The 16,221-nt window shown below is 32.6% G+C and carries 12 protein-coding genes, 1 tRNA gene and 2 CRISPR repeat arrays; of the genes, 5 read left to right on the top strand and 8 right to left on the bottom strand.

Annotation, left to right across the window (positions count from 1 at the left end):
* Positions 1 to 110: 110 nt before the first annotated feature.
* Positions 111 to 1,343: a hypothetical protein gene (locus H3T96_RS02650; protein ID WP_144091254.1), complete on the bottom strand. Its 1,233-nt coding sequence runs from the start codon at positions 1,341 to 1,343 to the stop codon at positions 111 to 113.
* A gap of 106 nt (positions 1,344 to 1,449) precedes the next feature.
* Positions 1,450 to 3,288 (bottom strand): DNA helicase RecQ, encoded by a 1,839-nt coding sequence (gene recQ, locus H3T96_RS02645; protein WP_144091185.1) that lies wholly within the window; start codon positions 3,286 to 3,288, stop codon positions 1,450 to 1,452.
* Positions 3,289 to 3,582: 294 nt separating this feature from the next.
* Between recQ and H3T96_RS02640 the strand changes: the two genes are divergently transcribed.
* Positions 3,583 to 3,659 (top strand) — tRNA-Val (locus H3T96_RS02640).
* Between the two features lie 1,016 nt (positions 3,660 to 4,675).
* A CRISPR array of direct repeats spans positions 4,676 to 5,131; the repeat unit is 29 nt; unit sequence CGGTTTATCCCTGTGTATACAGGGAACGC.
* Positions 5,132 to 5,833: 702 nt separating this feature from the next.
* On the opposite strand, the gene H3T96_RS02635 is transcribed toward H3T96_RS02640, so the two are convergent.
* Both H3T96_RS02635 and H3T96_RS02630 read right to left on the bottom strand, forming a co-directional pair.
* Positions 5,834 to 5,974 (bottom strand): hypothetical protein, encoded by a 141-nt coding sequence (locus H3T96_RS02635; protein WP_186279201.1) that lies wholly within the window; start codon positions 5,972 to 5,974, stop codon positions 5,834 to 5,836.
* Between the two features lie 24 nt (positions 5,975 to 5,998).
* On the bottom strand, positions 5,999 to 6,328 hold the full coding sequence (locus tag H3T96_RS02630; protein ID WP_039128880.1) for an SHOCT domain-containing protein: 330 nt from the start codon (positions 6,326 to 6,328) through the stop codon (positions 5,999 to 6,001).
* Between the two features lie 385 nt (positions 6,329 to 6,713).
* Here H3T96_RS02630 and H3T96_RS02625 point away from each other — a divergent pair, with 385 nt between their 5' ends.
* The 4 genes from H3T96_RS02625 (at position 6,714) to H3T96_RS02610 (ending at position 8,485) form a co-directional block, all read left to right on the top strand.
* Entirely contained in the window at positions 6,714 to 6,944 is a 231-nt protein-coding gene (locus H3T96_RS02625; protein ID WP_144091183.1) for a hypothetical protein, read from the top strand.
* A 63-nt stretch (positions 6,945 to 7,007) separates the two neighbouring features.
* Positions 7,008 to 7,388 (top strand): S24 family peptidase, encoded by a 381-nt coding sequence (locus H3T96_RS02620; protein WP_144091181.1) that lies wholly within the window; start codon positions 7,008 to 7,010, stop codon positions 7,386 to 7,388.
* Positions 7,389 to 7,565: 177 nt separating this feature from the next.
* Positions 7,566 to 7,910, top strand: a complete 345-nt coding sequence (locus tag H3T96_RS02615; protein WP_144091179.1) for a hypothetical protein — start codon at positions 7,566 to 7,568, stop codon at positions 7,908 to 7,910.
* Positions 7,883 to 8,485 carry a hypothetical protein gene (locus tag H3T96_RS02610; protein WP_144091177.1) on the top strand — a complete coding sequence of 201 codons (603 nt, stop codon included), beginning with the start codon at positions 7,883 to 7,885 and terminating at the stop codon, positions 8,483 to 8,485. The genes H3T96_RS02615 and H3T96_RS02610 overlap by 28 nt, the downstream gene beginning before the upstream one ends.
* Before the next feature lie 1,150 nt (positions 8,486 to 9,635).
* Here H3T96_RS02610 and H3T96_RS02605 read toward each other — a convergent pair.
* The 4 genes from H3T96_RS02605 to H3T96_RS02590 form a co-directional block, all read right to left on the bottom strand.
* Positions 9,636 to 11,474: an SGNH/GDSL hydrolase family protein gene (locus H3T96_RS02605; protein ID WP_144091175.1), complete on the bottom strand. Its 1,839-nt coding sequence runs from the start codon at positions 11,472 to 11,474 to the stop codon at positions 9,636 to 9,638.
* Between the two features lie 740 nt (positions 11,475 to 12,214).
* On the bottom strand, positions 12,215 to 12,571 hold the full coding sequence (locus H3T96_RS02600; protein WP_144091173.1) for a DUF2513 domain-containing protein: 357 nt from the start codon (positions 12,569 to 12,571) through the stop codon (positions 12,215 to 12,217).
* A 146-nt stretch (positions 12,572 to 12,717) separates the two neighbouring features.
* Positions 12,718 to 13,052: a CRISPR direct-repeat array (repeat unit 29 nt; unit sequence CGGTTTATCCCTGTGTGTACAGGGAACAC).
* 415 nt (positions 13,053 to 13,467) lie between these two features.
* The gene (locus tag H3T96_RS02595; protein WP_144091171.1) at positions 13,468 to 13,944 is read right to left on the bottom strand and encodes a type VI secretion system-associated protein TagO; all 477 of its coding nucleotides are present in this window, start codon (positions 13,942 to 13,944) and stop codon (positions 13,468 to 13,470) included.
* Between the two features lie 120 nt (positions 13,945 to 14,064).
* Positions 14,065 to 14,736 (bottom strand): hypothetical protein, encoded by a 672-nt coding sequence (locus H3T96_RS02590; protein WP_144091170.1) that lies wholly within the window; start codon positions 14,734 to 14,736, stop codon positions 14,065 to 14,067.
* Between the last annotated feature and the right edge of the window lie 1,485 nt (positions 14,737 to 16,221).

Genomic DNA, 16,221 nt, shown 5'->3' with positions numbered 1-16,221 from the left:
CACTAGCCATTGTTGAGCTATCATTAAATAAATACTGTTAATTTACATTAATTGCTATTGATAATGCTAATAAAGGTGATTATCAAATTTTTTTTGGATTTTATAATTAATTATTGCACTGCTGATGCAGGGCCTACTATCATATTCACCATTATTCCTGCTAATACAACTGAAACGATAGTCACCGATATAAATCCTCCAATCAACATTGGCGGTAACATATGACTAGTTAGTATTTCTTTCTCTTTTGGATCTTTAGTTAAATTATTAATGACTTCATTAGTGATTATGTAATCGGCAGGAAAACCATACAACGCTGTAAGCGCAATTGAAAAAGCCAATTCTTTACTCACTTTTAATATTTTGCCTACAATAACTGAAAAAATAAACATACCGACAACTGCAGATAAAATAAAGATGACTAGAGGCGTTAGCAAACGCATAAGCATTTCGGGTGTTGCTCGACTTAATGTATCAAAAATAAATAACATTAACCCCATCACGGTTATTCCAAATCCACCTGCTTTTTTTAATGGATGGCGTTCTAAAAAACCAAATGACGCAGCAATCACACCAAATAACAAACATAATACAAATGGACTTACACTAACTATCGGTTTTAAAACGTCTGAAACAAAGTAAGCTAAAAAACCGATGATAGCAATACGTAAAAAAATGAAATACGATGAATTATAGCTTGAGGGAATTTTTGCAAACAAACTTGGCATTGGATTTTCGTCTGACGATATTGCTTGTTGTTTATCAATGGAGGATTTAGGGTCATCACTTACATGCCAAGTGCCTGCATAATATTGCTTTAAAACTTTTCGCCCTTCGCGCTTTAGCATAATAGAAGTAAGTGGATAACCAATAAATCCTTGCATCACATAAATAATAATGGCAAAAACAGCCAAATCAGGCAATCCTGCGTCTTTTGCCCCATTAGCCATAATAATTGCCGAAACAATACCACCCACTAAAGGAGGAATAGCAACCACTACCGTATTAAAATCGAAGAACAGATACCCAACTATGATAGCAATAATAATAATACCAACAATTCCAGCAAGAGAAATTAAGATGGTTTTCCATTGCAATAATAATTCTTTAACTGATAAAAGAGTACCCATGTTAACAATGAGTAAATACATAAACATAACAGCAACGACTGTTGGTACTCCTGCTCGTGCCACAATATCGGTAGGAAAGAATGTCCAATATCCTAATAAAAAAAGAACAGCGCAGATAAATACAGACGGAACCCATGCTTTGGTGCGGATCGAAACGATATCGCCAAGATAAAGAATAACCAGTAACAGCACTAATGCCAACATTTGTGGCATGTCATTCATTGGTGACATAAAAACTCCATTTTTACTATTTTTATTTACTATTTTGAAATACTATATTTTTTCGATAATCGTTATTATGGCGGAATTATTCATCAGATTATATATTTTTTACTATAAAATCTTTAATTTCCTCTAAAAATAGATTGCCATATTTTTCCAATTTGATTTTTCCAACTCCCGTAACATTAATTAGCTCTTTTTTACTTGCTGGCGTTGTTTGCACCATTTCTAATAATGTTGCATCACTAAAAATAATATAAGGTGGTACATCTTCACTATCAGCAATATCTTTACGTAATCGTTTCAGATTATTGAATAACATACGCTCTTCAAAGGATAACATCGCTGTCATATTTATTGATCGAGCATAACGATTTAGGCGGCTTTTCTTAACAATTTCAAGGCGAGGTTTGGCTAGCGATAATGGAATTTCACCTCTAAGTATTTTTCTAGCTTCTTGAGTTAATTGTAAGGTTGGCAAACTTGAAGAAGTTGAAATATTTTGAATCAAATAACCTAAGTGAACTAGCTGTCGAATCACACTTAGCCAATAATTACTAGATTGATTTTTACCAATACCATAAACGGACAATTTATCATGACCATTGTCTTTAATTTGAGAACGAGCAGAACCTCGTAAAACATTAACAATGTATTGTGCACCATAACGTTGTTCTACTCGATAAATGCAAGATAAAACTTTTTGTGCATCAACTAAGCCATCGTATTGTTCAGGTGGATAAAGACAGATATCACAATTATTGCAAGGCTCCGTTCGTTTTTCGCCAAAATAGTTAAGCAATACAATTCGCCGACAAGTTAAACTTTGTGCAAATGATTCCATAGCCTCAATTTTATGTTGTTCAATATCTTTATGTACCCCATCTGTTTTTTCGGCGATTTGTTGATAATACCAATTCAAATCATTTTTATTAAACAATAAGATTGCTTCTGCAGGGACGCCATCTCGCCCCGCTCTGCCCGTTTCTTGATAATAGGCTTCGATAGTTCTAGGGCAATCAGCATGCACGACAAATCTAACATTAGGTTTGTTAATCCCCATGCCAAATGCAACGGTAGCAACAATGATTTGCACATTATCTTTTAAAAATGCTTCCTGGGCTATTTGACGCTCACTATAAGAAAGCCCTGCATGATAAGCCATAACGGAAAATCCCCGACTGGCAAGTCGAGTTGTCATATCTTCAACTTTGGAACGGCTAGAACAATAAATTATCCCACTATTACCTTTTTGCGTTTCAATAAAAGAGACCACTTGTTCTGTTAAGTTAAATTTTTCAACAACATTATATCGGATGTTGGGGCGATCAAAACTACGAACAACAACCAAAGGATCGACCAATTGAAGTTGATGAATGATATCCGTTTGTGTCATTTTATCGGCGGTGGCGGTTAACGCAACAATCGGAACGTTCGGAAATCGAGAGGACAACTGTCCTAATTGTCGATAATCAGGTCTGAAATCATGCCCCCATTGTGATATGCAGTGAGCTTCATCAATCGCAATGAGTGAAGGGGGATGGCTTTGAATCATTGATATAAATGAACCTACGGCAAGCCTTTCAGGAGAGATATATAATAATTTTATCGAGTGATTTAAATATTTTTCAACTACCTCTTGCTGTTCTGCCAAGGACTGAGTAGCATTGAGAAGCGCCGCCGGAATACCGTTAGCAAGCAATTGATCAACCTGATCTTTCATTAATGAAATTAATGGGGAAATGATTAACGCAGTGCTTGGCAATAGTACCGCTGGAATTTGATAGCATAACGATTTTCCCCCACCCGTTGGAATAATTGTTAATGTATCTCGTCCATCGATAATTGATTCAATAATTTCTTTTTGTTGATTTCTAAATGATTTATAACCAAATACATTGTGTAAAACATCTTCAATCTGATCTTTTATCGACATATTAACCAAAACAAATAACCCCCTTTATCAATTCAGGGAGTATAGCTAAAATAATTTCAACAAACCACTACCGACTGACATTTATTTGCTGTTTATATAAAGCATAAAATTTTTCGGTTAACAGAAACAAAGAGAAAACATTCATCTATCAATCATCTTTGACTTAACAATTAAATGCCATTTATTGATTATTTTATCAACGTTATGTTTCGACAGATTAAAAAAACGGCTATTTTTAAATTTTTTACTTGATACAAATCGAATTGCCCGTTAATATTTGCGTGTTTCCAATATACGCCCGTAGCTCAGTTGGTTAGAGCATCACCTTGACATGGTGGGGGTCAGTGGTTCGAGTCCACCCGGGCGTACCATTCTTCTTAAGAATTTATAGCAATTTTGATCTTAAGTCTGTTTACTATAAAATTTTCACTAATCGAATACAGCTAAAATAGCAAGCAGTGATATAATAAAATCAATTAAAATAACAGTAAACTATCCTAATTTATAGATAGTAAGTTCTATTATTCGGCTTTTCTCGTTGATTTCTATTAAACTACATCGACAATATTCCTGTTATAAAGACTGGTAACACTATGAACCAAAAAACAAAAGGAAAGCATCGTCATAAATAAAAAATTAATATAATCATGTTTAAATTATTTTAATAAAAACAAGAAAAATCAAACCAAAACTAATTGTTAAATATGGGCAATATCAACATTTGTTATCAATAATCATGATAAATCACCACTAGCTTATCGCATTAAAATCCGGCAAAGATATCAAAATAGGTCTAGGACGAATATTACCAATCTTTTTTTAACCATTTAGCACTGGCTATGATTGAACCCGAGTTATTATCTTTGTCAAGATAAACTCCATTTGCCTTAATTTTATTAAGCAAATCTCTTATTTTCTCTGCTAAAAGTAATTTATTATCATCATGAATTATTATTGCAGTAATTATTTGGTTAACAGAACTAATTAAATTGTTTACTTCATTAACTAATTCAACTAAAAATCATTATCTCAATTTCGACGTTTTAGATTTAGCAAATAGTTTGATGTAACTTCTAAATGTTTTATCATTATAATTTTTTTCTTGGTTAATTTCGAAATTGGCAATAAATCATATTTGAGTACCATTTCTAACAAAATAAATTGTTTGATACACAAAAAATTATCGTGAGACCAATAAGATTTGGGAAAAGTCCGAAATTTCAAGAAATCAACCATATCATTTGGTTTATGATAATTAAATCCCTTTTTTAGAAGATTTTTTATAATTTTTTTAAGTTATCATTCTCAAACGCTTACCTGAAAAATTATCCCTAAATTAACAATATTGTTCTTATTAATAATAACGAGTTTTATCTATAGAATATATTGGTTTATCCCTGTGTATACAGGGAACACATGTCAACTTGACGCTCTCTAAATCCATCGACCGGTTTATCCCTGTGTATACAGGGAACGCATAGCCTTTTGAATCGGTGTGATTTCACAATTCGGTTTATCCCTGTGTATACAGGGAACGCAAATCAATACAGCCTAAATCACAATATGCAGCCGGTTTATCCCTGTGTATACAGGGAACGCTTGGGTCTGGATGCTGGCGATGTGGTTAACGCCGGTTTATCCCTGTGTATACAGGGAACGCTGATAAAAGTGTTTACCAATACAATTTTAGGACGGTTTATCCCTGTGTATACAGGGAACGCGGGAAAAATTCAAAATTAAAAACAACTGTCGACGGTTTATCCCTGTGTATACAGGGAACGCCAATTCTTCGCGTTCTTTTAATGAAAAGTTACCGGTTTATCCCTGTGTATACAGGGAACGCTCTAATTATAACATACTGTTTTATAATTAAAATATTGACTGTCAAATTTCTACCGATTTTTTGGGATATTTTTCATTAAAATCACATTTTATAACACTATGTTTTTATTTAATTAATTAAAATTAATAGAAATTAAAATTACATTCTACGGGATTCTACCGATAAATTTATATTTTTCATATAATTAAAAAAATGGTAAACAATGAAATATATAATTGCGATTTTTGAATAGCAAAAAATGCTATGTAATATTGATGCCCGCCGATTTATCCTTGTGTGTACAGGGAACATAAAGTTAAGCTAAATTGTTTATTGATATTTATACTGAAACGTATGGTTAACCTGAAACTTTTTGACATATTTTACCCCTATATAGAGGAAATGCCTGACTTTCTCGGTAACCAATACAAATATCTACTTTTTTGGTAATTGTATCGCCATGGTTATCATAATTTACTCTTATGGTGAAATTAACTTCACCTTAAGTTTAATTTAAATGTTTATGGTTTTCAGACATAAAAAACCGCTTAATAAAAGTGTCCAACTTTATGGGGTCACTTCATCGCCCAAAACGGCTATTTGTTTACCCATGGCACATCCTCACATTGTGGCATTATATCCATTGTGAACATGTATATAGTTTATACAATATAGTTATATTAATCTGATATTTCGTGTTAATAAGTGTAAATAGATATTTGGTTATGAGCGGGTATCTGAAAAAGTAAGAAATTTGACTAACCACATTTGTGCGCCCTGTGATTCTGTAATGGCAAGATATACAGGGAGCATTAAATTAGCTGCATTCGACGAGGCATTGGAATTGGATTGATCCCTGTACATACAGGGAACACATTTATCTTATAATTAGTGATTTAATAGTTTACTTTTTTGAAAATCAAATTCTTCTTGTGTTAAAACACCACTTTCTTTTAGATCATGTAATTTTTTTAGTTCATCAGAAACAGATAAATTAGAATTATGATTTAATTTAATATTATTATCTTTTTTATTTGGTGACACTGCTGGGATTATTGTTAATTTGTCGCCCAAGCATAAAGGACATCGTTTTTTATAAAAAGGAATAAATAAAACCCAAATAAATCCTGTAAAAAAAACGCCAATTAGTGTGCCCACCCCGATTTTTCGTTTTGGAGTAACATTTCGTTGACAAAGGGTGCAATACTTTACGGCCATCTCAAATTCCTTAATGTTTTGAAAATGCTGATTATATCAAACCTTGTCAAATTTTCCACCAATACAAACTAATTTACTATGCCAATTAAAACCATATAAATCCCCGTTATGCTCTATTGATATTATTTTATAGTCACCGTTATTCGGTGAGTTTCGATTCAATGCGAACTAGCGGTTTATCCCTGTGTGTACAGGGGACATTTTTAGCAAATTTCCTTTTACCGCCTTTTAGAAGCTGAAACAGATACTCTGATAATTTTATCTTCGCCTTAGGTTTAGTTAAAAGTTTAATATAGTTTATTTAAAACCAGACCAAAAACAAAGTAAAGTTTACTTTTTGCTTATTTAGTAAATACTAAATAAAATATAAAAAATAGGAGCTTCTATGAATAAAACTGAATTAAAAGAACTTAGAGCTAAAAATTTAAAACAATGGTTTTCAAATAAAACAGTTCCACCAAAAGAAAAGAGTTATATTTCTCAATTGATTAGTGGTAAGGCTTCTTTTGGGGAAAAATCGGCTCGTCGTTTAGAGTACGATTACGGTATGCCTCAATTCTATTTAGATAAAAATAATACCCAATTAACAAGATTGAACTGTAATAATCAATATTAACTTGATAATAATAACTATGTAATTGAGGTTTTAAATATAAACGCCAGTACAGGAAACGGATTTTTGAATAACGATATTGTAGAAGTTATAAAATGTATTGAGTTTTACAATGAACACGCAACAACATTATTTAATGGGATACCGTCCGAAAACTTAAAAATAATTAATGTTTCCGGCGATTCAATGCAAGGAACTTTTGAAAGCGGTGATGCTATATACATAGATATTACGGTTAATCAATTCCAAAGCGATGGTATCTATGTTTTTACTTTTGATCGTGGTTTGTATGTAAAACGTTTACAATTAATAAAAAATAAGCTGATTGTTATATCTGATAATAAAAAATATCAAAATTGGGATATTAGTGAAGAAGAAATTGATCAGCTTTATATACATGGCAAAGTAATGTTAAGCCAGTCGATGATGTTAAGGAAACATGGCTAGGCAGGATTGCGCATAAATAACGAACCGCTTTCGCGGTTTTTAATAAATTTAAGCCGATAATCTAAACAAGGTAATTTTAGGTGTTTAGTAAATTAATGGTGTTAAAGAAGATCGGTTATTGCATCGATAATTTTTCATAAAATTCAAATGGGTAAATGGAATAGGTTAACAAATAAAATGAATAAACAAAATCAAGTTCAAGTTCAAGGCAGTCTATTTTCTCCTTCAACTGTAGATGAATATAATATATCTATAATGGGTATACTAGATGATGGAACCCCTTACTTAACAATGTTTGGTTTAGCAAAATTGTGTGGTGTTGAACTATCTGCTTTATGGGCTTTAACATCTAACTGGAATTCAGAAGATGGCAAACCACGAACTGAATACATAGCCAATATATTGTTTAAACAAGGTTATGATATAAAAAACTTGTCTACAAGGGTTTCATCTGATAGGGGCAAGAAACCCATGCTTATCCTGATTATGTATGTATGGCTATACTTGAATATTATGCATTAGAAGCTAAAAGATTCGATAATTCTATCGCTAAAGATAACTACAGAAAACTAGCGTCATATACATTGAGAAAAATGATATATGAGCAATTGGGGATTGAACCCCCTCAAGATACTATGACTAAATCGTGGCAAGTATTCCAAGAAAGGATCTTATTAAATGACCAAATACCCATAGATTATTTTTCTGTTTTTCGCGAGATGGCTGATTTACTTGTTAGGTTAATCAATAGTCGATTTAATTTAGATCCTTATTCAATACCAGACATTAGTGTTGGTATGCATTGGGGCAACTACTGGGGTTGTAATAATTTTAACGATACTTATGGTGAAAGAATAAAGCACCCTCACTACTACCCACAATCATTCCCACAAAGCAACTCTGGAGCAATACAGGCATGGATATACCCTATTGAATCTTTAGGAGTATTTAGAAAATGGTTAATGACAACCTATGTAAAAGAAAAATTAGAGCCTTATTTGGAAAAGAAGGTCCGACAGAACACCATACCAAAAATAGAAAAAGAACAGATATTAGCAGCTATTGAAAATAAAAGTTTATTAAATAAGAAATCATGATCATAGTCTAAAACTCTTTTACTATAGGGTTTGAAGTAAATTTTTGTTATTTTGGATCATGGCTATATTTTACACCCGCTCGGCGGGTTTTTTGTCCCTAAAATTCATTAAATTCCACTTTTGCACGTCACATTGATTAAAAATAAAGCGAACGCACAATTATTTTAATTACTTAACTCATTGTTAACTAAACAATTTGCTTTTTTATGCTTATACAGTTTAGTTTTTGTTAAATTATTTACTTTAGTTAACTTCTTACTAAACTAATCACATCAAAACAAATCAACCTACCGAGCAATTAGCAATACCACGAGTTACTAATTAGGTAGCAAGATTCAAGTAGCTAGCAGGGGCATATGAACATACTGCGGTTTTGGAAAGTAGCAATCACAAGAGTACGCATCGGGTGAGCGACGCAATCACTCCTAGCCTCGAGAGAGACCGACTAGCCATCAAGTTCTGAAGTAAAGATTGCTAATTGCTGTTTAGCATTCAAATCAAAGCCCATTCAGTGAGTAATCAGTGAGCTTGAATTTGAATTAGGTATAAGGAATGGTTATGACAGTTAAATCAAATTTTTGGATTTAGACATTGAATAAGCTATCCAAAATATGATAATCCAAACAGAGGAACAGGACAAAAAAATAGAGTTAATAGAATCATTAATAAAATAATTATATGAGAACATGAATAATGATGATTCTCTCGAAATTGAAGACAAAATTAGAATGGCATTTGGCTAGAAATTTAGTTATTTTTGTTTAGATAATAAAAAACCACATTAAGTGGTTTAGAGAAAATGAAACTTTTGAAGTAAAAAGTGAAATTTTGCTTATCAAGATAAATGATTACGCTTTATTATTTTTTTAATGTGTCTTTGATTATAATTACCTCTCAGGCCAAACCCGCAGCATTCAATATGTTTTCCCCAAACCACCTTTTGTGTGTTTAATTCCTTTATACACACTTAGGACTAAGCTCATCATCATAAATCTCACTCCCTTTGGCAAGATTCGGGCAAACATATATAACTTCATTGCAGGCTGGACATTCACATTTATCCTTTCTTAAGATGTTTTCTTTAGGATTTCATCATAACAATTAATTAAGCATTAAATAATAAATTCAATACGGTAAAAAATACCGTTAATTAATTTATGTTATCTTTGTACCATACCTCCGCCCTTGTTATATTAAATTGTGTTGAAATATCCTCATCTCGCGATATATTTTTACTAAAAATATTTCCAAAAATACCTGAAAAGGGAAATGCAAACAGTGGCGAAATAACATGATGACTTAATAAGCCATACTGTTCGTTTAATGAATTCATAATAATATTGTTAGATTTATCAATATAGAATTCTAATAATAATTTACAATTTGTTTTATCAATAAAAATTGGGATAATACCCTCTGCAGCGGTTGAATATGTTGTTTCATTTGTTTTAACCGATGACCTAATGACATGCGCCGATAAATTAGAGTCATCCAATTTAAACAGCATAAAGCCATCGTTATACATTTTACGCATACCTCTGGTTTGTGTTAACACAATTCCATTTAGCTCTGATCCTTCAAATTCTAAATATAAATATGTTTTTTTGCCATCAACAAATAATTGCAGTGAATCCTGTCCAGTCTGATCATACAGATCTCTTCTAATATAATTGACTATATTCTTGCGCGCCGGAACCGTTGCAATACTCCGAATAGGGCCGGATTTATATAATAAATTACGGGGATTAAAATTAGATTCATAATTTTTAACGAAATCAAAAAAACCAAAATAAAAATCAGTTGTGTCAATTTCTTTATCTTTGCCATAAATATATGACAATTTATTTAACCCATATTTTAAATCGCACAGATACCGGGGAACATCAACCCCTCCATAACTGGTTTTCCCGTTTGTCATATCGAATCTTGGTAAGATCCTATACGAGTTAACTACATCAGTCATAATGTCTTTGTGCATAACATAGCTACCCGTGGCATTTTCATATGAAGCTTGACGATAAACGCACGCAACGTTGTTAGTTTCACACCAAACATAAACTTCCATGGTTGGCTGGTTAATGAATTTTTTAACATCTTTCGCGAGTACAATTGATAAATATTTTGTACCTGTGCCAGTGTATTGGCTGGCATAGCCAAATGGAGAATTAGATTTACTATCCATAAAATTAATTGATTGATACTGTGTGGAATCATTAATAATAACGGTATTTGAATATAAACGACTCGCTAGCCACATTGCTTGATATTTGTGCCCCAAATCACCAAAATGTAATCCGTCGGGTTGCAATTCTCCCCATTTATATTGATTGTTATTTTGTAACCAACTAATCATTGCATTGGATAAATCAAAAAATGGGATATTATATTTTTGGGCTAAATATTCCTTAGCTTGATTATATTGTTGAGTAACATCTTTTTTATCCCTTTCGCTTCCGTCCTTTTTTGATAGATATGTTAGATTACATGATAGCAACACAGGGGTTGAACCATCTTTTATAACTTTTTTAATTAATAGCTCTGTTTGATTAATATATCGATATAGCCGATTAGTTCTAGCGGCATCATTTAGTCCAAAGTTGATGATAACCATATCACATACTCCATAGTACGGATTTTTTGTGATATTGGCCTCATAATTATCTGTTGCCCAACCGTTTTCTATTCGTTGTCCGCTAAATCCTGCATTAAAAACGTTTATATTATTATTATGATACATTTCTCTAAGCAACAATTGTAACTGAGCTGGCCACGCATTAGGGGCATTGAGATTATGATCTGTTCCTGTAATATTTTTTTTATGGTTTGTTGTATTGATACCATCGGTGGTCGAATCACCATAACATGCTATTTTAACATCTTCCCCGGCCGCCATTTTTGCCATTATTAGATGTAGCTTATTGTAGTCTTCGGGGAAAGTATCTAATATCCGCTGTATACTTTCACCGGTTTGTTGCTTAATGACTGACATGATTTATCTCCTTACATATTCATGTTCTATTATTTTTGGAAAGTGTTTTGATTTTAACTGGTAACTTCTATTACTGCTTTTTAGTTACTAAATAATTATCTTTGTTAAATCATTTTTAGCCAATTAAGCAAAATTGTGACAAATTGAAATACAATATGAAAAGGTATTGTCGATCTATTAAGCAAAAATCAATGGTATTAACTATATTGGTTCATTGTTTTAGTAAATTGAGAGTAACGGAAATAAAAATGGTCGCCATTAACCTCACCGATTGACGGCTGGAGATGATGCAAATCGCCCTCTCTCATTAAACGTCGCATCCTTTTTGCACTCTTTACATCCGCCATTGCACTAACACTGCAAATGACATCCAAAAATTTTCAGCAAACATGACATACTCCCATTCTATACAAGATGTCCGTTCCTGATTTTTCTGAGTATATAACCGCACCTAATAAAATCAACATTACCCTTTTTACCATTAAACAGAAATTCACAACCGTAATAAAACGTGGTTAGTTCAAGGTCTGATGAGTAAATATGGACCAAGTGGGTTTTAGCATTGTTAAAAATTTTAAACTGAATTAGCAACAAAAGGATGAACAACAAGAGAGCAAATGCAACAAAACTTATAATAAATCGGATATGTATCCTAAAACAAAAAGCTCTCAAACGAGAGCTTTATAAAATCCTATTATAAATAATTTAGTATACGGTTTATCCCTGTGTACAGGGAACATTTACGAAAACAAATTTACAATCATATAAGAAGCTGCCGCTTTTATGGTTTCAAAGGTTAACTCACCACCTTTACCTTTAATAAGATTCTTTATTTTGTTCCAATTTGTATCACTTCTAATATTATCTAAAAATTCATGTCCTGCTAACGTTAAGTCTTGAGTATAATATTCATACATCATTCGATCACTACTTGAATTAATGGCTTCAACTAAACGTGCATCATTAAGTAGTTTTATATGATAACCAACAATCTCAGGATCATAGCCTTTAATCGAAAATGACGATATTTTCATATCACATGGAGAGTCTTCTATAGCTAGCATTATTTTTCTAATTAATTCCCAATCTCTTTTCATCTTTTAACACTGAAGTTCCAAATAGTTACAACTGAAATAAATAAAGTAATTAAATTATACACAATATAATTAATTGATCACTTTGATTTATGCCTAATTCTTAACGCTTCATTTTCCATTATTTGAATGTCGTTAAATTTTCATTACGGTTTATCCCTGTGTATACAGGGAACACACCCACCCAGCCGAAATTGTCAATCCGTTATCAGGTTTATCCCTGTGTATACAGGGAACACGCTTGCTAGACCGCGTGTTATTCCTGCGCTGTCGGTTTATCCCTGTGTATACAGGGAACACCCCCCGCAGATACGCGCCAATTTCAGAAAAAGCGGTTTATCCCTGTGTGTACAGGGAACACTTGCGCATAGTCGAACGCAGGGCGAGCCTAACCGGTTTATCCCTGTGTGTACAGGGAACACGCCGACCCACTTTAAAAATGATTTTCCTACACACGGTTTATCCCTGTGTGTACAGGGAACACTCCAATTATAACATACTGTTTTATAATTAAAATATTGACCGTCAAATTTCTACCGATTTTTTAGGTTATTTTTCATTAAAATCACATTCTATAACACTATGTTTTTATTTGATTAATTAAAATTGATGAAAATTAAAATTAGATTCTACGGGATTCTACCGATAAGTTAATATTTTTCATATAATTAAAAAATGGTAGACAATGAAATATAGAATTGCGATTTTTGAATAGTAAAAAATGCTATGTAATATTGACGCCCCCGCTGATTTATCCCTGTGTGCACAGGGAACATCGTAGTGGGCGGAATGCCCATTGAAACTTGCGCGGTTTATCCCTGTGTATAGGAAACATAGGAGATAAACCACTACGTATTACGTCAAATTCAGTTTATCCCTGCGCGAACAGGGAACATTGATTAGTTAGTAGAACAATTTTTTTGCAATTTTTTAAAGGCTTTTGCAAAGCCAGCTAGAGAGAACTCAAAATCTTTAGTTTTTGAATATTCAGCTCTAACCACTAACTTTTTCCCTTTTTTTATCAAATTATTAATTTCATTAATATCCGAAAATTCATATCCTATCTCTTCTTTAGTCCAATCCATTTCAATGGGAGTTTTTTTGTCCACTCTTAATACGACTTTTGTTGAATTTCCTCTCTCGTTTATTTTTGGTAAATCATTTATATCAAATGATAAGAGGCTAACTGAATTACAAGTAAATAAAAACGTAGCAGTTTCATTATTCAATTTTGTTTTATCAATCGTGAAGATTCTAACTGTTTTCTCATCAGTAATAGGGTCTTCATTGATATCAACTATCCAGTTACCGGTTTTTACTGAGCCGCAAAAAGCAAAAAAGGGGACAAACAACAAGCAAAACAAAATTTTCTTCATACCATTTCCTTAATCTTTACATTCATTTACAATATTATTTTATTTAATAGATTTTGGCAATAAAAAACCCTCATTAGAGGGTTGAATTGATTTGATACTTTATGCTAAAAAACAATATTTTTAATAGCTACAACTAATATTATGCCATCGGGTTATTACTATTGAATCTTGCGCATCATTTACTCTTAATAATTTATTGTCTTTTAAGAAAGCCCAATATAATTTTTTTCCTGTGTAACTGCCAAATGAATTTTTAGCATTGACATATAGGCAGACCGAATATCCGGTGACAACCTCCCCATATTCAATTATGAAATCTTTCTGAGGTTTAGAAATGTTAGAATATTTTGCAGAATCAGGATCTTTCAATACGTCCCGAAAATACGATTTTATCTTAGGAAAAAAATTTACTGGTTTGTTACCAAATTTTTCATTCTCGAAGTCAATAGATAAATCAAGAGTACAATTACCCCATTTAAAAACAAGATTACTTATTTTAGTCGTAATCACATACTTTGTTCTATCATTTGCAAGAACATATACTTTCTCTGAGTCCTCTGCAATAGATAAATTATCTGCAAATTCTGTAAACTCTGTAAATTTAGGCGATTTATGCTCCTTGTGTGTTAAATCTTGAGCAACAAATCTATCATTGGTTACCCGAACAGTTCCATTCGCCAAATAGTTTAGATTTTCTTCTGTTTCAATACCCATTGCATATTTACAATTATAGAAATCATCAGCAAATACAAAAAATGGGAATAACAACAAACAATAAATAATCTTTTCCATACCATTTCCTTATTCTTTATGTTTTTTTGCAATGGTATGTTATTTGATAAAGTTTGGCAATGAAAAACCGCCACGCGAGCGGTTTGTAGTAGTTTTGTATTTTATCCCTGTGCATACAGGGAACGCCGGTAATTTTGATAGTTGAATTGTTCGCGTCACGGTTTATCCCTGTGTATACAGGGAACGCGGACATTGACACGTCAGTCCTGTTGGTATCCCCGGTTTATCCCTGTGTGTACAGGGAACATGATTGTTTAAATCACGAGGATTAAGCATCGATGCGGTTTATCCCTGTGTGTACAGGGAACACAATGGTCTGAGTGTGATAACGATGAGGTAACTCGGTTTATCCCTGTGTGTACAGGGAACACAATTATTAGGTAACCTAAAAAATGTTTCAAGCCGGTTTATCCCTGTGTGTACAGGGAACACCCCAATTATAACATACTGTTTTATAATTAAAATATTGACTGGCAAATTTCTACCGATTTTTTTGGATATTTTTCATTAAAATCACATTCTATAACACTATGTTTTTATTTGATTAATTAAAATTAATGTAAGTTAAAATTAGATTCTACGGGATTCTACCGATAAATTTATATTTTTCATACAATTAAAAAAATAGAAAACAATAAAATGTAGAATTGTGATTTTTTTGAATAGCAAAAAATGCTATGTAATATAGACGCCCCGCCGATTTATCCCTGTGAATACAGGGAACTCCAAATACAAGTCAGAAGTCCAGTTTTATGACACGGTTTACCCCTGTGCATACAGGGAACTCTGCTTTTGGAAAATTTTCCCAAACCGTTTGGGCGGTTTATCCCTGTGTTTACAGGGAACATGTTATTATTGGTTGGTATCTGTGCATACAAATCGGTTTATCCCTGTGTGTACAGAGAACATTAAATCGCTCATCTTTCTCCCCTTATGCTTCTCGGTTTATCCCTGTGTATACAGGGAACACCCCCTGACCCGACGCCGTGATAATCCTACCGCCGGTTTATCCCTGTGTATACAGGGAACACCACTGAATCAATCTGGTTAGAAATTGACAATGCGGTTTATCCCTGTGTATACAGGGAACACTCTAATTATAACATACTGTTTTATAATTAAAATATTGACTGTTAAATTTCTACCGATTTTTTAGGTTATTTTTCATTAAAATCACAATCTATAACACTATGTTTTTATTTGATTAATTAAAATTAATGTAAGTTAAAATTAGATTCTACGGGATTCTACCGATAAATTTATATTTTTCATACAATTAAAAAATAGAAAACAATAAAATGTAGAATTGTGATTTTTTGAATAGCAAAAAATGCTATGTAATATTGACGCCCCGCCAATTTATCCCTGTGTGTACAGGGAACGCCTGTTCGAATATAGTTCGCATGCGAACCTGCCCGGTTTATCCCTGTGCATACAGGGAACTCTCAGCTAAGAGCTCTAAAGTTAATTTAGATAGCTTAATGA

The sequence above is a fragment of the Gilliamella sp. W8136 genome, assembly GCF_016101285.1.
GTDB classification, from domain to species: Bacteria; Pseudomonadota; Gammaproteobacteria; order Enterobacterales; family Orbaceae; genus Gilliamella; species Gilliamella apicola_N.
Note: the sequence above shows the minus strand (reverse complement) of the source record. Positions and strands in the feature narration are given on the sequence as shown.